Here is a 20,689-nt window from a genome sequence, read left to right on the forward strand (position 1 = left end):
ACTAGCCTCTCCGCAGGCTGCCAAGCCGTTTCAAAATCAAAACGGCTCCCTCAGCACGAATTGCTATCGATATAAGCAAATAAGCCACACAGGCCAATACACCACCAACAATCTGTTTGAGAATCAGAAAATCCGCATCAACCTGCATAAACAGCAAAAATACAATCACAGCGAAAAAGGCCGAGACCACAGGTTTTGCAATATCAAAAAACTGCCTACGGGCGGTGTAACCGATTATACGACTAGTATAGAAAGTATTTGGCAAAAGAGATAAAACTGAAGTGACAACCTGGCCAGCAACAATTCCAATAACGCCATAAGGAATAGACAGCAACAGAACAACGATCTGAATAGCTTTCTTGATAAGATTAAGGCGTAGATTCAAATCTGTACGGCCCTTAACCATAAGGATATTCACATTAAGTGCATGCGCAGGATAAAGCAGCCCGGAAAGACACAGAATTTGCAGAAATATAACAGAGTCAGCCCATTTATCGCTGAGAAGAGCTGAAAACAGTGGTTGCGCAAAGACTCCCAATCCCAGCATCACAAAAGCCATAACAAAAACTGTAAGCTTCATGATCTGACTATATTTTTCCCTCAACAACTTATTATCACCCTGAAAAGTTGACAGCACGGGAAATGAAACACGCTGTACAACATTTGTCATTTGCTGAGAGAGAAGCTTGGTGATCTTGTTGGCCATATAATAAAGGCCTGTTGCTTCAGGGCTAAAAAGCTTGGCGATCACCAGAGCATAAGAGTTCTTAAAAAGGATGTTGAAAATATTGGCAACAACAAGATACTTGCCAAAATCAAACAGCTTCTTAAACGTCTCTCTCTGGAATACGAAATTCGGCAACCAGCCACTCATAATCCAGAGGCATGCTGTCGCAACGGCCTGGCTTATCAACATTTGGGCAACGAGACTCCACACCCCGGCCCCATGGTAAGCCAGAATCAAGGCAACCACTCCCGAGACAATAGTTCCCGTCGTAGCAGAGACCATTTGGGATTTAAAATTCATATCACGGCTAAGGATGGCGGTCTGAACCACCCTAAAAGCGTTAATAATTACTGCCACACCCATCACTTGAACCATAGGCTCAATGACTGGTTCCTCATAAAAAATAGCAAGATGACCGGAGAAGATGAAAACAACAATATAAAGCACTATGGAGATACCAAGATTACTCCAAAATGCAGTACTCAGCTCGTTATCGCTGATACTTTTTGCCCTAATAAGAGCCTGGGTAAAACCCGCGTTCACCATCGCATTCGACAATTCAAAGACAACAGCAACAATGGCTATTAGCCCGAAGGCTTCGGGTGCAAGAATCGAGGCAAGAAGGAGGGTAAAAAGCGTCTGTGCGCCTTTGGAAAGCAGGACTTCGAGGAAAGTCCAGAAAACCCCTATACCAAACTTTTTATTTAAGGCAGACACAAGTCGTCTCGATCACCAGTCAATATCATAGCCGAGCCACTCTTTAAGCTCAGAATTTGGTCGCGCATAGAAATCTTCAAGAATCTGGATATCTCTATCATTGATGCTGGAAGTATAAGGCTTTTTGTTCTGAATTTTTCTTGTCTGACCACTTCCCAAAGAAGTATAAGGGACGCCAAGAAAGTCATGGCATTTCTTAACAACGGCCTCAGAGTCAACCTTGAGCTCATTAAAACCAATGACAAGCATATTCTCTCGACCAAAGATCCTGGCATAGCGCTCAAGCTGAGGTTTATAAATACCTCTTCGCAGAACACTTGGCTCCTCGTCACCATCACCTTGTTTAATCAAGTCCAGCTCATAATCAATATAGTCGGAAAATGACGGGCATCCATTTTTAAAAAAAACCGAGTAAACCGGGCTTTCCGAGCGTCCTATATGATCTTTTCGAGTAGAGGCAGGTATTTTTCCCTCCTCACTCAAATAGCGGTACATGTTCCACGCAGAATAAGCGCGACTTATTGGCTCGCGTAACAAGACAATGATTTTGATATCAGATTTATACGAGGCGATTCTTTGTGGGACGCACTCTCTGGCAAGGTATGAAGGTGACGCTTCAAAAAACAACCCTTTCTTGCCTGGCATTCTAAGGAAATGGGATTCATACCAGACGTCTCCCTTTTTAAAATTATCCTCCCTGTCAAAATAATGGAGCTCTTTTATGGTTGAGCCAATCATTTCAGGAGACTTGTTCAAATAATTAAACAGTGAAGAAGTGCCACTTTTTTGCGCCCCAACAATTATGAAGTCTGGCCTGCCTCCACCAAAGAAAAATTCAAGCAAGCGCCGAATCATTTTTTTCAACACATTCTTCAAAGTCAAACTCACGCATCAGGTTTTATTTTCCCAGGGAAACTCCCGGGCAGTGGATTTTATACCAAGAAAATTTGCAAACCTCTGATAAGCACCAGGTTCTGCCACATTAATGATCAGAAGATCATCCGGCCTGTCACGAAAGTACTCTATAATAGTCAGGTTATGCCTGTTGTAAAAATCCTTAAGGACTCCCTCATTATAAGGATCATCTTCCGGGGAACCAAACAGAGCACGATTGACATCCCAAGGACGCCCCTTATAGGAATTTACAGCGGTCTGCAGTTGCTCCCTGGTCGGAGGGCAACCATCACCACTCCCCCAAAGCCTGGAGTGAAATTTTGTTATTGAGTTATACCACTGCTGGTCATCGGCCCTAACGGTAAGAATAAACTTACTTCCCGGAAAAGCCTGATCAAGAGCGATAAAAGTGTATGGGAAAGAAAAAGGTGAATCCTGAAAGGCCTCGGCAAACCTGCAAAACCTTACAATTGGTTTAAAATCTCTCTTCACCCAGTCGTGAAAAAGAGGCTTGGCTTCACTTTCACTTGCAACCATATAGCCCATTTCGCCAAGCGCTCTCTTCATTGTGGTCGTGCCAGTCTTGTTAAAACCGACCACAAAAACCTTGGGCTTTCTTCGCAATCCAACCTTGGCTCTGATCCAGAGCCGGCGCAGAAAAGCGTACACAAATCTAACTGCCTTCAAGGTCAAAAAATCTGACTTTTCAACTGCACTCGTCATAACGATAGCTCCCAAACTCTAATGCTTTTTTTAGCTTTTTATTGAGCTCGCCAGACGGGTATTTATGAGTTGACCAAGAACCAAATCGATAATGCAGTATTTTTTTTATTCCCGAGAATTTATAGACAGCTCTTACTGCAGAAAAAACGACACCCTTACTAGCCAACAAATTGTAGAAATATAACTCTATTCCTTTGAAATCCCGAACCACTTCCACCTCTTTTCCCGTTTTTCTCTTAGCATTAACTTTCTCCTTGTTTAATGCATCGAAAAAATCAGCATCACTCATCCCTAGCAATCTGGACCAATTTAAATGAAATAAAGACGCAGGATTTTTAATCTGCTCGTACTCAACAATAGTCACTGGGAATAGTGCGTCGAGCTTGGGCAGCCATTTTTTATAATGAAATGACTCAAAAAGAACATCACCTGGAAATTCAAGCAACAAGCCAGCAAACTTATCAACGCTATTCAACGCCTTTTTTTTACTGAAAAAATCAGGATAAAGCTGAACGTACAGTGAATAAAGATAATCCACCGGTTCACGCAGAGTCACAACCACCTCAACACTATAGCCAGAAAAAAGTGCCTCAAGATTTTTAAATTTCTCGAAAAGAGAGAGATTATCCCTGCCAGGATAAGCAATCATAATGCCCTCATCGCTGAACACATTAAGCCTGCTCTGGTCCAAATTTTTTTCCAGCATGGAACGGCCTTCCGCAATAGTCATTTTCCCTTCGGCAACATCGCGAATAAACTTTCCCCGGTAATTTTTGGTTGTCACCATCCCAGTTTTGTAGTCGTAATCAAGAAACTTCCCGAGAAAATTGATCTTTCCATTATCATGCAGTGAGGCAAAAACATTATGCTGAATAGAGGTAGTTGCCGTTTTAGGCAAACCCAAATGAATAAGCAGCCTGGCAGCACTCATAACTTAAGCGCCTTGCCACCTAAAGTTGCCAGAATGTCGGCAAACATACTCCGGACATCCCACTCAGGTTCAAAACCAAAAACTTCATATGTCTTTGACATATCAAAAGTAAAATTCGGCTGAGAGGGCATCTCCGGTCTATAGATTTTTTTCACCTCCTTTGATGGGGAGAATACGTCTATCAAAATATCAATCCACTCTTCAAGACTAACAGGGTCCCCCGTTCCTGCATTGAATACACCCTGAGCCGTTTCATGTGCAACAGCCAAACCCACCAATCTGGAAAAGTCTTTAATATAAGGCATATCCTTAGCATTTCGCGGATCACCCCACAGCTCAACACTTCCTTTGGAAACGATAGACCTGATGATTTGTATATAGCCCTTAACTCTCTCTCGACCATCCACATAAAAATTGAAGTTTTTATCGTCACAATAAACCGTCGGGATTCGAAGAACGATACTTTGCAAACCCCACTCTTGATGGTAATGCTCCAGCAAATCACACGCAGCGACTTTGCTAATCGCATATACAGCGTGATCCCCGGAAAACGTAAGCCCTCTCTGTTCATCACTCTTTATTGGCTCACCGGTATAAAACTTATGAGAGACATCTGAAAAGGTCATAACATAAACAACCTTTTTAATATCGCACTTTCTACAATACTCGAGAACGTTAAGCATGCCCGTTATATTGGTATCAATATAACGTTGTGGGTAATAACCAGACATTGTTGCCGGCATCGCACCTGCAATCATCACAATGGAGTCATAGTCTCTATCTAGATTCGCAATACTTAAGGCATTAGTTATATCAACTTGCCTAACATCAACACCCTCTTCCTCGAAAGGATGATTAGCATAAGTTGCTGTAACCTGGTTTTTCTCTTTCAGATAACGAACAACGCCTCGACCGAGACTACCAGAAGCTCCAAGCACTAATACTTTCTTCATCTCATATCCAAAATTTAGTCACTTTCAGATTATGCAAGGCGGTAGCTTCTAAGCAATTCATGGACCTTGCTGACCGAACAGTTCATCAATAAATCAATAATTGAAAGATTCGGCACAAACTCATCACCGCCTTGAAAATATACAACATCAACGGGTTCGATAAACTTCAGGCTTATACCTCGTTCTGAAAAATCAGATCTTGAATATAGGGCCCGCCCCCCAGGAACGTTGATATAACTATCAGCTGAAAAAGTGCGACAAAATGAAATCAACTTATCTCTAGCACTAACACTGCGATCGTAATCAATGTCGCTGGTTTTTATCATTTCTTTTCCGATGCCAAGATAGTCAAAAATCAATTGATAGCTATATATACACAAATCGGCAATTGACCTTTCTCTATACTCAAGAATGCTACAGATCAGAGGAAAGACCTGGTCGAAATATGGCGCCTTAGAATAACTTTGCCGAACCATTTCCTTGATTTTTCTCACATCTCTCGAGAAATCAAGATCGCATATCATTTTATTCGATGACGCCCCAGGCACAGGCACCGTAAAGCGTTTAACACCTTTTTCGGTGAGGATAGTATTTCTGTTTATATAGCCCTGCTTGATAAAAGACACATCGTCATAAACAAGAAAGATATCTGCTGCAAAAATAAGCTGAAAATACCCAATATAAGGAAAGAGATAGGGCTGCATAACTGCCAGAACCATTACCCAACCTCATTTTCAATTATTTTGACTATTCGCTTCTGAGTCTCGGCATCAAGGTCACAATACAGCGGCAGACACAGGATACGACCAGCCACGTCCGTTGACACCGGTAATCGCTCTCCCGCCCCCAGAAAATCAAAAGACTCAAGAGAAGGGTAAAAATAACGTCTAGCACCAATACCTGAGGCTTCCAACTCACGCTTGATACTCTCAACCTGACTCTCAGTCTCCAGCAATACGGGAGCGTAAGACTCATTGCTGCTGGATTCATTATTGCTTGCCTGAAACGAAACCAAATTGCTCAAATGCCTTCTATAAAAATTGCTTACCCGACTTCTTCCTTCAATATTTTCCTGCATCTCATCCAGCACACATAGCCCTACTGCTGCCTGCAATTCATTCATCTTCGCGTTAATCCCAAGCTCCTGGATACTTTCCGGGCCAGTGATTCCGAAGTTGATCATCGCTTTCGCTCGCTCCAGATCTTCCTTGCGGCGGAACACAATGGCCCCACCCTCAACAGTATGAAACAACTTGGTAGCATGAAAACTGAGAGTGGAGGCATCACCGTAACCCAAGAGACTTTCTCCCTTGTAATTCACACCGAAGGCATGAGATGCATCATAGATAACCTTCAGATTATGGTGTCTGGCAACATCACCAATGAAGTCCACATCACAGGGGTTGCCGAAAACGTGAACCGGCACAATAGCCCGAGTGTTGGCCGTAATGGCGCTGACAATATTTTTCGGATCCAGACACCAGCTATCTGCATCAATATCTACAAAAACGGGTTTTACGCCGTCCCAAGCCAAAGAGCTGGCAGTGGCGATAAAGGTAAATGGTGTTGTAATCGCTTCAGGCTTTTCGGCATATTGATGGCCGCTTACTCCCAATGTCCGATAAGCAACCTGCAGCGCCAGGGTACCGTTAGCTACCAGCAGCAGATTTTCCACGCCCAGGTACTCTTCAAGCCGGGCTGTCAGCTCCTTAACGAGAGGACCATTATTGGTAAGCCAGCCTCTCTCATAGATACCATCAATGTATTGCTCTAATTTCTGCCGGTCAGGCAGATAAGGCTTGGTAACCGGAATCACTGAGGCCCCCTGATGATATCCAGGAGGTATTGCCCGTAACCATTTTTCGCCAGGGCATTCCCCGTCGCTTCGACCTGTTCTGTAGTGAGCCAGCCATTGCGCCAGGCGATCTCTTCCAGGCAGGCAATTTTGTAGCCTTGCCGGCTCTCAATGGTTTCCACGAATTGGGCAGCTTCCAGAAGGCTTTCATGGGTACCGGTATCCAGCCAGGCGAAGCCCCTGCCGAGCAATTCGACAGTCAGATCACCACGATCCAGATAGGCCTGATTAACACAGGTAATTTCCAGCTCACCGCGACCCGATGGCTCCACGGACTTGGCTATATCGATGACGTCGTTGTCATAAAAGTAAAGCCCCGTCACAGCATAGTTGGATTTCGGCCTGGCAGGTTTCTCCTCAAGAGATATCGCCCGCTTGTTCTCATCAAACTCTACAACACCGAATCTTTCCGGGTCTTTCACCTGATAACCAAAAACAGTCGCACCACCAGCCTTTGCTGCAGCCGTCTTCAGTTTGGGACTAAAATTCTGGCCATAAAAAATATTGTCGCCCAGCACAAGGCAGACACTATCGTTACCAATGAATTCCTCCCCAAGAATAAAGGCTTGCGCCAGACCATCAGGGCTTGGCTGCACCTTGTAACTAAGGGAGATGCCAAATTGCTGGCCATCGCCGAGCAGACGATAAAAGCCATCCAGGTCTTCCGGCGTGGTAATGATGAGTATTTCCCGAATGCCTGCCAGCATCAGTACAGACAAGGGGTAGTAAATCATCGGCTTGTCATAAATCGGCAGCAGCTGCTTGGAAACCCCCATCGTGATGGGATAAAGCCGGGTTCCAGACCCTCCGGCCAGAACAATGCCTTTCATATTGACTCCCCTGTTCCCAACCGTTCGCGCCGGTAACTACCGTCCTGCACCCGTTGACACCATTCACTGTTTTCCAGATACCACTGCACTGTCTTGCGAATACCGGTTTCAAAGGTTTCTTCCGGGGTCCAGCCCAGATCGCGCTGAATCTTGCTGGCGTCAATGGCGTAGCGCAGGTCGTGGCCGGGGCGATCTTGTACATGGACAACCAGCTCCCGATACCGGTTAATGCCCTCGGGCTTCTCAGGCACCAATTCATCAAGTAAATCGCACAACGCGTGCACCACCTCGATATTCTGCTTCTCGTTATGCCCACCAATATTGTAGGTTTCACCAACTTTGCCTTCAGTGACTATCTTGTAGAGGGCGCGAGCGTGATCTTCCACATAAAGCCAGTCTCGCACCTGGGTACCCTCCCCGTACACTGGCAAGGGCTTACCTTCCAGAGCGTTAAGAATCATCAACGGGATGAGCTTTTCCGGAAAGTGATAAGGCCCGTAATTGTTGGAACAGTTGGAGATAAGCGTCGGAAAATCATAGGTTCGCAGCCATGCACGCACCAGATGGTCCGAACTGGCCTTACTGGCAGAGTATGGTGAACTGGGCGCATAGGGCGAGGATTCCGTAAACAAGTCTTCCGGCCCCTCCAGATCACCATACACTTCATCAGTGGAGACATGGTGGAAGCGGAAAACCTGCCTGCCATTCGCGTCCAGTGTATTCCAGTATTGGCGTGCTGCTTCCAGCAGCGTATAGGTCCCGATGATGTTGGTTTCCATGAAGGCGGCCGGGCCATCAATGGAGCGGTCCACATGGCTCTCTGCAGCAAGATGCATAATGACATCGGGCTGGTGCCGTTCCAGCACCTCATCCAGGATCACACGATCACAAATATCCACCTTTTCAAAGGTATAGCGCGAGTCATCGCTGACACTTGCCAGGCTTTCCAGGTTGCCGGCATAGGTGAGTTTATCCACATTGACGACGCTGTCGCCGGTGTTATGGATGATGTGACGAATCACGGCGGAACCAATAAAACCCGCGCCACCGGTAACCAGAATCTTCATTAATTGCTCGTTTTTCAGTCGGCTTGGAACGAAACACCAGAGTCCAAAGGACAAGAGAGCAAGAATACCAGCTCACCAGCCGTACCGAAATCCACCACCCTTCGCCCCACAGTCAGCCAGTTGGCCAGCTCTCATCCGGAACACGGCCCTATCGCCAATACCGTCACTCCCCTCTTTCCAGCCAACAAGAACGATTGGGTTCGGCCCGGCAGTCCCAGAGCAGACAAGACCTTCACCGCAATAGCGAGCCTGCAAGTGATAACCAAACTACAACCAAACTCCGTGTTTACACGTCTCTTCTCGTCTGCAGACCCGTGACAACAGGTTTTACCCTCCGGGACATAACACTCTTACCGGCAACGCCCACCGGTCGTAACGCACTTCCAGAGCCGCCTTCAGCTCCTCCTTGGCGTCGGGATCGCCATGCACCACGCGCACTTCATCCGGCTTCTCCTGCATCCTGGCCACAAAATCCAGTAAATCCTGCTGATCCCCGTGGGCGGAATAACCACTGATAGACGTCACCGGCAGGGAAATCGAATAACGCTCGCCATCCAGCACCACCTCACCGCCTTGCCCTTCCTGCTGAATCGTTCTCCCTGGCGTCCCCAGGGCCTGATACCCCACAAACAGCAAGTTATGCCGAGCATCGCCCAGCATGGCCTTCAGGTAATTCATAATTCGCCCACCCGCACACATGCCGCTGGCCGCAATCACCACCGCCGGCCGTGCGCTCTCTGCCAGGTAGCGCACCATCCGCATGTGGGCATCGTGATCATCCACCGTCAGCAGCTGCTCAAACCCTAACGGCTTGCGCCCCTGGTCAAGCCGTTCACGGGCCTCCGCATCCCAGAAATCATCCAGTTCCCGGTACACCCGGGTAAACCGGCTTGCCAGAGGCGAATCGAGCACTATCGGCAGCGCCTCCCAGTCCAACCCGTCATTCACAGGCGAACTGCGGTGTCGATGAATCAGGCCTTCCAGCTCATACAACAGCTCCTGGCTGCGACCAATACTGAAAGCCGGGATCAATAGCGTTCCATTGTCTTCCATGGCCCTGACCAGCGCATGCTCCAGCCGGGCAGAACGCGTGGCCCTGCCCTCGTGCATACGGTCCCCATAAGTGCTTTCGATCACCAGACAATCAGCGCGGTACGGCGACTGCGCCGGGCGGAGAATCGGCGCCAGGCGGGCCCCCAGATCCCCGGAAAACACCGTCACATGCCCCTTTGAGTTCCGACAAGACACCGACGACGAGCCCAGAATATGGCCCGCCGGCAACAACTGAATAAATGCCGACGCCCCCACCAGAGGCAACGCCGTCCATTGTTCATACGGCACCGGCACCAGCCGCTGCCCCAGCAGCGTCAGAAATGCCTCTACCTGATCCGGCTGCCGGCTAATCCCCAGCTTGAAGGCATCCTCCAGCACAATTGGCAACAACCGGGCCGAAGGCTCACTGCAAAACACGGGCCCTTCATAGCCTGCTGCAAACAACCAGGGTAACCGGCCCACATGATCAATATGCACATGGGTCAGCACCACCGCCTGTATCCGGGAAATATCAAAATCAATGGAAAGGTCCGACGCCGACGCGCCAGCCGGGCCGGTATCACGGCCCTGAAACAAGCCACAGTCGATCAGCACCGACGCCGACTCACTCACCACCCACTCATGGGCCGAGCCTGTCACACCCTGCACCGCACCATGGTGCACCACATATGGAAACACGCCATCCTGGCGGTCATCACGACAATCCATATTCAATCCTTTGAAAAGCAGCGTTGAGCTGTGAGCTGTCAGCTTTGAGGAAGATCAAAAAAAACAGCAGCTAGCTACATGGAAAATCAAAGGCAGAGTGAGCCCCGCTTTTTATCTTGGCTTTTGACCTTAATTTCCCTCATAGCTCAAAGCTCAAAGCTATTTTGCTCCCCGCAGGAGTGGTGGTTCCACCACGAAAAAGCGCTCCACGCCTGTGCCTTTGATCTTCCTTGCAGCTTGAGGCTTGTAGCTTGCCCCTGCTACGGCATCCCCCGCTACGCGGTTCGTCCCCTGGAAGGGAACATCCTACAGAAACCCTCACGGGGTTCGCCATGCAAGCATAGCTCCCACATTACAGCGGCATACCGGCGTCCCCATGTGGGAGCTATGCTTGCATCGCGAAGCTCTTGGCCTTTAATTTTCCTCGAAGCTGGCAGCTCAAAGCTGCTTTTAATCCTTCGCCAGCGTCCGCATCCCCAGCATCGCCAGCACATTGGGGCAAGGCAACGTCCAGATGCCCAGCATGCGCCAGACAAACACCAGTGCCACCAGGTTCTGACACACCAGCACAAACGCCAGCGCCAGCGCCGCCCCCATGGGGCCGAAGGGAGGAATCAATACCCAGAAGCCCAGCAGGCCCAGGGCATTACAGATTAGCGCGATATTGCGCATCAGCTTTTCATGGCCGGTCATGTTGAGCAGAAAACCCACCGATCCGCTGGCCACATTCACCAGCTGGGCCAGGGCAATCACCCGTAGCAGAGCGGCCGCCTGGGTGAAATCCTCACCGAACCAATGCAGCACCCAGCCCGGAAAAATCAGACAAATCAGCAGCAGCGGCATCGCAATGATGATGCCCAGCAGCGCCCCCTGCCGAGCGAGGCGATTTAGTTCTGAGTGCTTACCTTGATGATAGAGGGCGGCAAACCGTGGCGGAAATATCGCGTTAATGACAACCAGCACAAACGCGATCAGCATCCCGATCTGCTGAGCAGACTTGAATAAGCCCAGCCCCGCATCCGTCAGCAACCAGCCGGCAATCATCACTGCCAACACAGACTGCATAAAGTTGGCGAACGTCGATGCAAAAAAGGCCCGTGAGGTTATATGAAACTGCCCACGTGACACCGCCGGACCTTCCGCCACGCCATTAATTAGCCTGGGCCGCAGCCACAAGCCAAGCTGAAGGGCCCCCTGCCCGGCCACCAGGGTGGCTGCCACGAAATACGCCCAGCCAATGGCCGCATAATCCAGCTCTCCGGCCAGACTAAACCAGATCAATAGAAAGACCGCCGTAAACAGAGAGACCGAGCCATTTTCCATCATGCTGGCCGTAGCCGGCATGCGAACCCCCTTGAAAAATCCCGCCAGCAGAAAGGCAAACACTGATGCAGGCACCGCCAACGCGAAGCCCAACAGCATATCCGCCAACCCAGCAGACGCAAACAGCCCTTCCACCCAGCCACGCAGCCCCACCAGCAAGGCCGCTACTACCAAGCCGATCGCCAGCCCCTGCAGCATCGCCCAGCGCAAATACAGAAACACATGCATGGAGCCATGATCCTGCCCCACGAAGCGCATCAAGGCGTTATCCATGCCACCGCGCGCCATCAGCGAGGCGCCCATCAACACCGCCTGGGCCAACGCCATCGCACCCACGCCTTCCGGCCCGTGAAAACGCCCGACCACCAACAACAGCGCCACAGCGCCCAAAGCCGCAACCCCACGGGCCACAAAAGTGCGCAGGAACGATAAACCGATGTCGCTTTGCAGGCGTCGAAAGAGAGAGGAACCGGACACAAGAGGCCTAATAATCAGGGGGCAGAGCCAGGATGGTATTCCTTGAATGCAACAACCGAATAGACGAGAGAGTGCAAGTAAACAGTCGCCATGGCAAGCCCCTCACTACAGGAGCCATGCTTGCATGGCGAATAGGGCGAAGACACTGGGCAGAAGCCCGTTTTGTGAAACTTGACCCTGATCTTCGCCTTCGCTTGTAACAGGCAGCGGCTTCTATCTGGCCAGATGCGTCTTGCCTGCCTTTTTGCGACGAAACAACGCAAGCAAGCGCCACACATTGCTCAGCGCGTAATCATAAAGGGCGAATACCACCGCAAAGGCCGCAAACATCACCCACTCGGGAATCTGCAGAAACTCTCCCAGCAGCCCGAAACCGGCAAACAGCATGGCGACAAAAGTAATCAGCGCCAGCGTCTCACGATCGCTGAAACCAGCACGTATAAAGATATGATGTAGATGCTCCCGATCCGGACGCATTACCGACTGCCCCTTGCGGGCACGCCGGAACATGATGGCCACCATATCGATCAGCGGAATGGCAATAATCCAGAGCGCCGTGACAGGCCGGAAAGCAGCACCTTCAAGTGGCGCACCCTGCATCATCAACCAGACAATGGCAAACCCGATAAACATGGAGCCCGCGTCCCCCATGAAGATACGACGTTTGAAAGGAGGAATACGCAGGTTGGCCATCAGGTAGGGCATTAAGGCGCAAGACAAGCCCAACGCCAATGCGAGACCAGCATCATGCCCTGGCGCACTCGCAAAAAGCAGCGCCAGTGACAACAGTGCCGTAAGGGAGAGGCTACCCGCCAGCCCATCAATACCATCAATCATGTTAAAGGCGTTAGTTGCGCCAATCACTGCAGCAATAGATACCAATGGCCCAAGCACACCCAGTTCAATCACACCCAGGCCAAACAGATTCCCAAGTGACTCCAAAGAATCACCGGAGCCGTAAACCAACACTGCCCCCAGCAAAACCTGTGCGGACAATCGCAATTTCGCGGGCAAATCGCGGGCATCATCAATGGCGCCTAAAAGGACCAGGAGCGAAGCACAAATAAGAAAAATTACGTAGCCAGAAGACAGGGGCATACCCAATAGCCAGCCGAGGCAAACGCCGAAAAAAGCACTTAGCCCCCCCACCAAAGGAACAGCCCCTTTATGGAGCTTGCGCTGATCCGGTTGATCAACCAGCCGCATTTTGACTGCGAATGGCATAAGCATCCGCATGGAAAGAAGAGCGAAGATAGCTGATAAAATGGAAGTGCCTGCAGCGTCCATGTCCATGCCTATTCAGAAGAGCTGGCACTTGTTGAGAGGAGAAATCCATCCCCCACCCCAAATTCCAGGCGCCAAAAACGAAAATGATTATACGCGGTAAGTCAGTGAACCACTACTCAATGACGAAAAAATTACAGTAACTTTATAGCCACACTGCTTTTAAAGAACCCCCTAAATAGGGTAGAGATCTACAAAGCCGAAAAAACAAGAAAATATTCGTAACCACACCTAAGCTGAAATAATTAAACCCTCGGGACACTCAGCTCACCCTATCGCAAGGTTAAACCGCACTCTCAAGCCTTCAAAAGCTAGCATTCAGCTGTTGGCCGCCGCTCTTTGACCCCTCAAGACAAGACCCTCCACTCTCTATTCGGCCTCGCGCTAAGAAAGAGTGTCAATATGTCCAAGCTAGGGCCTAATGCTGGAGAATGGGCCACGGGTCTACTACTAATCGCCGATTAGCGACGGAAGACAGTGCCAGCTTTGACTTCACTAAACGGGCAAACATATTTAATGAATAAGCAAGAAAAGTGCCAGACAGATGACCATGAGAATTTTTCTATAGAGGAGCAAAGAATTAAGAGTCAGTAAAAGTGGAATATTTTGCGCCATTTCCACCCTGCAACAAGCTGGATATAGCTATTCTCAGCATTCCTACCGCGCTCAAGAGCAAGCAGGGCCCGATATGGAATTACGCCCCACTAACGATTGCTTCATTATTGAGTAACTAATGCCTCAAAACGGGTCACTCATATGACCGGCCAATACTGCTGAAGTAAACGCCTCAACAACAGGAACTGGATATGACCCTTAACGACTCAGCAGAAAAATTGAGAGTCACAGAAAAACCAGATAGCAATCAAAATTTGTTTAAGCAGACCAGACTCAGTAACGGAAAAGAATCCCAACGAAGATAAAATATCAGATCACTGCAACGTGAATTTTAAATGGTACAAAGAATCACTCAAAGGGGTTCCCTAAACGATCGAGATACAACTCTCCAATCAATTCAGAACCCTTGTAGTTAAGGTGGCCTGAGTCCTTGTACAGGGGAACACCAGAAAGTTCAGAATAGCAGAAGTGCTCGTCGCACATTACCAAGGAAGGATCAATTACAATAATCTCATCAAAAGTCGTCATTAGGTCATTCAGAATGTCATTCCAATCACTGGATTTCATGTCAAAACCCTGTCTCGGCATCTCACAAGACTCAGTATTGCCAAAGCGAGCATTATTGAGTGTGCACCTGGAAATATCATGGCCGAAGACAGGGCTCCCCTTTATGATGACAGGAATAGAGCCATGGCTGATTATTTTTTTGACAGTCTCGGATAGCGCGCTTACAAAAACATCTCGGCCTCGCTCGTGTGAGATAACTGAATCACGGCCAAAAATGCCTCTTAGATGTGCCACGTAATTGCCACCAAGCACTACATAGGGATACTGGCGTGGCAGAAGCTCATTCTCAATGTAGTCATTACGGCTTCGAAAATTAGCATGCTTAACGACTTCATCACCACGGGTAAAATAACGATCAACCCCTACCAAGAAAACCGTATTGCTTCGAGTAACATCATAACCACGTAAACCCGCATCCTTTGCCAGAACATCGACCATACCGCTAAAATGGTTGGCATGTGAATCACCCACTAGCAAGATAGACACCTCGCTATCATTATTACCAAGAACACATTTTTCAGTAGAAAGAGGAGCCATAACAGGACCCTCGTTACAGCGCCCCCTGACTTGATCTGCGTGAGTCATTACCGCTTCTGCTTTTACATTTAAAGCGTCATCAAAGCGAGAAGGAAACCCATTTTTTGTCATGACAAAAAAAGAAAATGCAGAAAACAGCAATGCAGGAAAAAGAAAACCCCCAGCGATCACCCAGCTGTTCTTATATTTACGATACTCCCTTGCGGGAAGCTCCACTAATCGGTAGGTAAGAATTGACAGAAGAAATGTAAGGGACACTACTAAAAGCGCTACGAGGAAAGAAATATCTACTAGATAGATATTCAGAAAGGTGATCATTGGCCAATGCCACAAATAAGCGGGATACGAAACTTTACCGATTGCTACAGATAGTCGATTAGTGAGTAGTGAGCTGGTCACCGGAGTATCGGAGTCACTAAACAGAATCACCAAGGCAGTACCAAGACAAGGAATTAGGGCATTCATTCCCGGAAACAATATATCGTCACTAAAAGCAACCGCACTGTAGATAATCAACCCTATTCCTAAAATAGAGAAACCCACAGAAACAAGGCGAGGTAACAAAGATATCCTTGCTGAAGGAAGAAAAACAAGCACCGCACCCAGCAACAACTCGAATGCTCGAGTAGGCATCAAATAATAAGCTGCTGCACGATAATGCAAAGCGCCATACTCAGAAAGAAACAACATCAGCACGAAGGCGGAAAGCATCGCACCCAGCATAAACTTTCGGGAAGTAATAAATTTATTAAAAAACAGCAAGGCTAGAGGCCACAATAAATAGAACTGCTCCTCAACCGCTAGAGACCATAAGTGAAGCAACGGAGTGGTTTCAGCCCCAGTGCCAAAATACCCTCCAACCACGTCCCACATAAAAAAATTAGCTGCAAAAAACGTTGAATACACAACGCTTTTAGCATAATGAACAAGTTCAGAAGGCAGCATTACAATGCTAGCGACAGTGCTGGTAACCAGAAGGACCAGAAAATAAGCGGGGGCGAGCCGAATCACACGGCGCTGATAGAAACGACCAAAACTGAAGGAACCACCGTTAGCCTCATTCAATATCACACAAGTAATGAGGTAACCGGAGATAACAAAAAAAACATCAACGCCAACAAATCCACCGCCGAAACCTGGAATGCCTAAATGATGTAAAATGACAAGCATTACAGCTATAAAGCGAAGCCCATCGACTTCAGGCCGATATGAAATAGTCACGCGTAATAATTCCTAGTTATCTTCTACTACAAGACATTCAAGGTAGGCCCGAACCACTCGAAGCTCACTAAAAGAAGTCTCCATGCGCTGGCGAGCAGCATCACCGGAACGCTGAAGAGAATCCAGTTTAGTGGCAGCCACTGTGAGCATCTGCGAAGCCAGTGAATCCGAGTTCCTGGGCTCACAAAGCCACCCTGTTTTATCAACGTCGATCGCGTGCCGGCAGCCGGGAACATCGGTTACGATGGCTGGGCGCCCCATGGCAGCAGCTTCCAAGACGGTGCGAGGCATCCCCTCACGGTATGACGGTAAAACCAGCACATGAGACTCCGCGATCAGGGGTCGCACATCATCAGTCTGGCCTCTGTAATCCAAAATCCCTTCCTCATGCCACCTCGCTACCTCATCTTCACTGATGGCACTGTGGTTACTTACGCCCAGAGGACCAACCAACAAGCAGCGAACAGAAGCCTGGCGCTGCTTCAAAAAACGGCATGCTGCGGCATATTCTCTTACACCCTTGTCTCCCAAGAGCCGAGCTATCATAACAAATGTCACAACCCCCTTAGGGAGAGGCTGAAAAGCGAAATAATCAAGATCAACCCCGGATCCAGGTAAAAGCGTGAAAGACGTATCACCAAGAAGTCCTGAATCTCGAAATACAGCTAAATCTTCATCATTTTGAAAGAACAGGTGGCGAGCATGACGATTAACCCAACCATACAACTGTCTAACACGACGAAAGAGCCATGAGTCGTGGATAAAAGCAGTACCAAGCCCAGAAATATTATTAGCGAATGGAATTCTTTGTGATATACAGGCCAAGCCACAATATAGATTCAATTTAATAGTAAAATTAAAAACAAACGACGGGCGATAACGACGAAGCGTCTTCCATATAAAGAAAACACTGACAAGTTCAACAAACAGACCTGTACTTTTTCCATCCATAGGCAATGCTATGTGCAGAGCCCCCAGCTCACTCTCAAGTCGATGACTAAATTCATCGAGTGGTGACAGACAGATCACCTCATGACCCTCGTCAAGCAATGCACGGATTGTGCTCTTGCGAAAATTATACAAATACCAGGATGTATTCGAGGAGAGCAAGACTCTCATTTTAAATATCCCTATAAGTGATTAACTCGAAATCAAGCTCTTTCACTATAGTTAAAATTTTACGCTGCCGTAGATAGGCCCACTCAGATTCAGATATTTCACCAATTCCTGTGAAACCATCCATAGCTGAAGAGCTTGTAACAGGATGGACCATCAACTCAAAAACCCCACCCTCGAAATGAGAAAGAATATAGCGATAATGATCATCCCTGATCGGCAGGCCCAAAGATGAAACATCAAATACACTTCCCAGTTGATTATTCCATATCAACTTTTTATTCCATGATCGCGTTGACCTGTACAGGAGCCACCTAAGAACGAGCCTACGTAGTCGACGGGCCAAGGACGCACTAGGCTCAGATGACACCCAGGGCACACGGATCGGTATCGACAATTTTCGGCAACTATTAGCCACTAATGAAAAAACCGGGTTAAACGCATGCACATGCTGATGACTATCAATATGAGAGGGCTCAAGACCTAACTGCCGAAATCGATCTAATTGTGCCTCAAGCTCAGCCTTAATCTCCTTAACTGGAACCTGTCTCAAGAGTAATTTCTTTGCCAGAACGTCTCGACTATGAAAAACGCCGTCCTGGGAAACCAAAGAAGGCACTTTTTCAGCTTTTGATACCGGCCTCCCCCAAGTTAGATTGAAGTGCAAGCCCACACCCAATCCAGGATTGGAAATAGCAAAATCGGCAGCCCGAGCTAAACCGGGAGAATTAACCATCATGGTAGTGCTGGTTACTGTTCCATTCAGATAACACTCAGCTATAGCATCCGTAGCTGCGTCATTTAAACCAAAATCATCCGCATTGATAATTAGTCGCTTTTTCAAAACCGCCCCCAAAGTTTCTTCAAATACCCAAGAGGCTCAAAAAGAGCAGGCCTGGGATCATCAAAAGAAAAAACAGGCCAAGAAGATTTAACCGAACCATTGGAGGGCGGAATTTCACCGGGAGGAAGAACAAAATTTGAGGGCGGACGCATATAGAAGAACCGAGAGTAGGCATCTTTTAAGGCATAACGCCACTTAACTGATTCATTTTGAGAGACCTCCTCGGGGCAATCCCTATCAAGCAAATCTGCAATCATGGCACTAACAATTTTCTTTCCTGCATCATATGAAATCTGAAACCAGAGAGTTGGACGAGGGTTGATTTCAATGATTTTCAACTTTTTATCACGGCTGTCGAGTTTGAATTCAGCACCGCAAATACCTTGAAAGCCAATACTCTTTAAAAAGTCGATTGACTTGCGCTCAGTTTCTTTGCATCGCTGACTTGAAACAAGTGATGCGGAGCCAAAACCCGGAGGATATTGCCGCAATTTTCGAGCCGAAAAAAACTGACGTGGGATGCCACTAGAATCCATATAAGCACCAAATAAGGTTATTTCGGATTCCGGACCAGGAATAATTTCCTGGACTAACCAGCCGCCCAGTCCATCAGGCATATTTTCTACTAACTCGATATATTCATCACTGGATCGGGCGATCAGAACTTTCTCGCCCCTCAAGTATTCACGAGCACGATGTATTAAGGTTGGTTTAAGCAAGCAAGGGAAAGGAATTTCTTTTAACAAGGAAAGCAAGGACTGTTTATCAGGAGCGGACCAGACACCGGGAGTATCAACATTGAATTCGGCGCATAGATCGTGAAATTGTTTTTTATCAAGCAACTTATCGGCTAAACCACTGTAAGACTGAGCAACGTTAAATCTGCTAGAAAGTAACCTGAATTTTTTTATAATAAACTCAATAAAAACATCGCTGGTTGGAACCAGCAATGGCTTTTTATCCACATCCTCAGGAAAGGATAATAGCCAAGCCTCAATGCTCTCTAGATCAGCTTCAAATCTATCATCAGAAGCAATAAATTTGGAATGAAACGCGCATCCGGGATTGATATCGGCTATCGCCACCCGACAACCGAATCGAGCAGACTCACGAACGACATAAAGGCCTGTTGGAGAGGCCCCCAGAACGACAACGTCGACTTTATTTAACGCAGGAATCATAGTAACCAGCTCTGGTAAGGGACATAACATGAAGAAGCTTTCGAAGAGAAAGAAAACCACACAAGAATATATGCACCGTACATTATAAAAGGAAATGATAATGGGAAGAGACGATAGCGTGATATATAGGCCAAGGTGTCTGTGACACACAAAAGCGTAATAATACTAATCGGCATAACGTAAAAAACAAGCCGGTGTAAGGCAACACTGGAAAGAAAACCAACGGGTGCCAGAAAAAACGTGATCAACATGAAGAGACGAAGCAGCTCAATATGACGAGGAAAGCGCTCCTCAACTTGTCGATACCATATTGCAAGCATAATGAACGGCAGCAAAACCAGCGCATAGCGGAACCATGCGCCTGAGGCAGAATTCTCGCCATGGATCTGCTCAATATACCGGTCACTGTAGACCCCGATACGATCTTGTATTAAAAAAATCACAATTGGGCCCATAACAATAAGGCCCGCAAGAATTCTTTTTAGAGAAAGGTGCTTGCCTGCAAGAAAAGCCATGGGGAGAAAAACGATGGCTGACGTATGAAACTGTGCAGCAACTATTACCCAAATAGCAGTCATCACTTTCTTTTCATTGGTAAAACTGACAAAAGAAAGCATCAAAAACCCGAGAGCCATCGCTTGCCGCATGCCAGACATGCCAAGCTGAATCATTAATACGGGCAACGCCAGCACAAGGAACTTCAAGGGAGACAGAGCCAATGAAGAGAAACGCAGCATACAAAAAACGTATATGCTGGACATAACAAGGATAAAACCACCATAGTCAATGCCGGAATTTTTCACAGCAGACATCAGGCCATTAAAGCCAGGCTCTTCTCTCGCGAACAACTCAGCCCAACTCCAAAAAGAGTCGATTCTCTCAAAACGAAGCAAGTAACCAACATAATCACAGCCAACGTAATAGCGCGTGCCTGCAAAAAAAACAAGAAAAATGCCAAACATCAACGCCAGCAGCCAATTTAATTGGCGGCCGGGTAAAGCTACTGAAAAAAAAGCAGCCACAAAGAAAATACCTAAATATACAATCATTTAATATGCCGGTCCTG

At 47.6% G+C, this 20,689-nt stretch carries 17 protein-coding genes; all 17 read right to left on the reverse strand.

Annotated features, from left to right (window positions below):
• Position 1 precedes the first annotated feature (1 nt).
• The 17 genes from ACMG4M_RS11400 to ACMG4M_RS11480 all read right to left on the reverse strand — a co-directional run bounded on the left by ACMG4M_RS11400 (position 2) and on the right by ACMG4M_RS11480 (position 20,672).
• Positions 2-1,444, reverse strand: a complete 1,443-nt coding sequence (locus ACMG4M_RS11400; RefSeq protein WP_414430009.1) for a lipopolysaccharide biosynthesis protein — start codon at positions 1,442-1,444, stop codon at positions 2-4.
• A gap of 12 nt (positions 1,445-1,456) precedes the next feature.
• On the reverse strand, positions 1,457-2,299 hold the full coding sequence (locus ACMG4M_RS11405; RefSeq protein WP_232222054.1) for a sulfotransferase domain-containing protein: 843 nt from the start codon (positions 2,297-2,299) through the stop codon (positions 1,457-1,459).
• 36 nt (positions 2,300-2,335) lie between these two features.
• Complete coding sequence (locus ACMG4M_RS11410; protein ID WP_414430010.1) at positions 2,336-3,061, reverse strand: sulfotransferase; 726 nt, start codon at positions 3,059-3,061, stop codon at positions 2,336-2,338.
• A complete protein-coding gene (locus ACMG4M_RS11415; RefSeq protein WP_414430011.1) occupies positions 3,045-3,992 on the reverse strand; it encodes a hypothetical protein in 948 nt (315 codons plus the stop codon). Before ACMG4M_RS11415 ends, ACMG4M_RS11410 begins: the two co-directional genes overlap by 17 nt.
• Complete coding sequence (locus tag ACMG4M_RS11420) at positions 3,989-4,945, reverse strand: NAD-dependent epimerase/dehydratase family protein (protein ID WP_414430012.1); 957 nt, start codon at positions 4,943-4,945, stop codon at positions 3,989-3,991. Before ACMG4M_RS11420 ends, ACMG4M_RS11415 begins: the two co-directional genes overlap by 4 nt.
• Before the next feature lie 29 nt (positions 4,946-4,974).
• Positions 4,975-5,664 carry a WbqC family protein gene (locus tag ACMG4M_RS11425; protein WP_035246978.1) on the reverse strand — a complete coding sequence of 230 codons (690 nt, stop codon included), beginning with the start codon at positions 5,662-5,664 and terminating at the stop codon, positions 4,975-4,977.
• Positions 5,664-6,761 carry a DegT/DnrJ/EryC1/StrS family aminotransferase gene (locus ACMG4M_RS11430; protein ID WP_414430013.1) on the reverse strand — a complete coding sequence of 366 codons (1,098 nt, stop codon included), beginning with the start codon at positions 6,759-6,761 and terminating at the stop codon, positions 5,664-5,666. The genes ACMG4M_RS11425 and ACMG4M_RS11430 overlap by 1 nt, the downstream gene beginning before the upstream one ends.
• Positions 6,758-7,630 carry a glucose-1-phosphate thymidylyltransferase RfbA gene (rfbA, locus tag ACMG4M_RS11435; RefSeq protein WP_035246972.1) on the reverse strand — a complete coding sequence of 291 codons (873 nt, stop codon included), beginning with the start codon at positions 7,628-7,630 and terminating at the stop codon, positions 6,758-6,760. The genes ACMG4M_RS11430 and rfbA overlap by 4 nt, the downstream gene beginning before the upstream one ends.
• Entirely contained in the window at positions 7,627-8,697 is a 1,071-nt protein-coding gene (rfbB, locus tag ACMG4M_RS11440) for a dTDP-glucose 4,6-dehydratase (protein WP_414430014.1), read from the reverse strand. The genes rfbA and rfbB overlap by 4 nt, the downstream gene beginning before the upstream one ends.
• A 327-nt stretch (positions 8,698-9,024) precedes the next feature.
• Positions 9,025-10,458: an MBL fold metallo-hydrolase RNA specificity domain-containing protein gene (locus tag ACMG4M_RS11445; RefSeq protein ID WP_414430015.1), complete on the reverse strand. Its 1,434-nt coding sequence runs from the start codon at positions 10,456-10,458 to the stop codon at positions 9,025-9,027.
• 450 nt (positions 10,459-10,908) lie between these two features.
• Positions 10,909-12,258, reverse strand: coding sequence for an oligosaccharide flippase family protein (locus ACMG4M_RS11450; RefSeq protein ID WP_414430016.1), 1,350 nt, complete (start codon positions 12,256-12,258; stop codon positions 10,909-10,911).
• Positions 12,259-12,471: 213 nt separating this feature from the next.
• The gene (gene wecA, locus ACMG4M_RS11455) at positions 12,472-13,551 is read right to left on the reverse strand and encodes a UDP-N-acetylglucosamine--undecaprenyl-phosphate N-acetylglucosaminephosphotransferase (RefSeq protein WP_414430017.1); all 1,080 of its coding nucleotides are present in this window, start codon (positions 13,549-13,551) and stop codon (positions 12,472-12,474) included.
• A gap of 954 nt (positions 13,552-14,505) precedes the next feature.
• Complete coding sequence (locus tag ACMG4M_RS11460; protein WP_414430018.1) at positions 14,506-16,482, reverse strand: acyltransferase family protein; 1,977 nt, start codon at positions 16,480-16,482, stop codon at positions 14,506-14,508.
• Between the two features lie 12 nt (positions 16,483-16,494).
• Entirely contained in the window at positions 16,495-17,601 is a 1,107-nt protein-coding gene (locus ACMG4M_RS11465) for a glycosyltransferase family 4 protein (protein WP_414430019.1), read from the reverse strand.
• Between the two features lies 1 nt (position 17,602).
• The gene (locus ACMG4M_RS11470; protein WP_414430020.1) at positions 17,603-18,442 is read right to left on the reverse strand and encodes a carbohydrate deacetylase; all 840 of its coding nucleotides are present in this window, start codon (positions 18,440-18,442) and stop codon (positions 17,603-17,605) included.
• Positions 18,439-19,623 carry a hypothetical protein gene (locus tag ACMG4M_RS11475; RefSeq protein WP_414430021.1) on the reverse strand — a complete coding sequence of 395 codons (1,185 nt, stop codon included), beginning with the start codon at positions 19,621-19,623 and terminating at the stop codon, positions 18,439-18,441. Before ACMG4M_RS11475 ends, ACMG4M_RS11470 begins: the two co-directional genes overlap by 4 nt.
• Positions 19,620-20,672 carry an EpsG family protein gene (locus ACMG4M_RS11480; protein ID WP_414430022.1) on the reverse strand — a complete coding sequence of 351 codons (1,053 nt, stop codon included), beginning with the start codon at positions 20,670-20,672 and terminating at the stop codon, positions 19,620-19,622. The genes ACMG4M_RS11475 and ACMG4M_RS11480 overlap by 4 nt, the downstream gene beginning before the upstream one ends.
• Positions 20,673-20,689 lie beyond the last annotated feature (17 nt).

Source organism: Alcanivorax sp. IL3 (genome assembly GCF_047495465.1).
Classification (GTDB): Bacteria; Pseudomonadota; Gammaproteobacteria; order Pseudomonadales; family Alcanivoracaceae; genus Alcanivorax; species Alcanivorax jadensis.

What these genes read in the sequence shown, in the direction of transcription:
- ACMG4M_RS11425 (WP_035246978.1), bottom strand. Translation starts at nt 5,664, where the DNA reads ATGGTTCTGGCAGTTATGCAGCCCTATCTCTTTCCTTATATTGGGTAT.
- ACMG4M_RS11415 (WP_414430011.1), bottom strand. Translation starts at nt 3,992, where the DNA reads ATGAGTGCTGCCAGGCTGCTTATTCATTTGGGTTTGCCTAAAACGGCA.
- ACMG4M_RS11420 (WP_414430012.1), bottom strand. Translation starts at nt 4,945, where the DNA reads ATGAAGAAAGTATTAGTGCTTGGAGCTTCTGGTAGTCTCGGTCGAGGC.
- ACMG4M_RS11410 (WP_414430010.1), bottom strand. Translation starts at nt 3,061, where the DNA reads ATGACGAGTGCAGTTGAAAAGTCAGATTTTTTGACCTTGAAGGCAGTT.
- ACMG4M_RS11475 (WP_414430021.1), bottom strand. Translation starts at nt 19,623, where the DNA reads ATGATTCCTGCGTTAAATAAAGTCGACGTTGTCGTTCTGGGGGCCTCT.
- ACMG4M_RS11480 (WP_414430022.1), bottom strand. Translation starts at nt 20,672, where the DNA reads ATGATTGTATATTTAGGTATTTTCTTTGTGGCTGCTTTTTTTTCAGTA.
- rfbA (WP_035246972.1), bottom strand. Translation starts at nt 7,630, where the DNA reads ATGAAAGGCATTGTTCTGGCCGGAGGGTCTGGAACCCGGCTTTATCCC.
- ACMG4M_RS11445 (WP_414430015.1), bottom strand. Translation starts at nt 10,458, where the DNA reads ATGGATTGTCGTGATGACCGCCAGGATGGCGTGTTTCCATATGTGGTG.
- wecA (WP_414430017.1), bottom strand. Translation starts at nt 13,551, where the DNA reads ATGGACATGGACGCTGCAGGCACTTCCATTTTATCAGCTATCTTCGCT.
- ACMG4M_RS11465 (WP_414430019.1), bottom strand. Translation starts at nt 17,601, where the DNA reads ATGAGAGTCTTGCTCTCCTCGAATACATCCTGGTATTTGTATAATTTT.
- rfbB (WP_414430014.1), bottom strand. Translation starts at nt 8,697, where the DNA reads ATGAAGATTCTGGTTACCGGTGGCGCGGGTTTTATTGGTTCCGCCGTG.
- ACMG4M_RS11405 (WP_232222054.1), bottom strand. Translation starts at nt 2,299, where the DNA reads ATGATTCGGCGCTTGCTTGAATTTTTCTTTGGTGGAGGCAGGCCAGAC.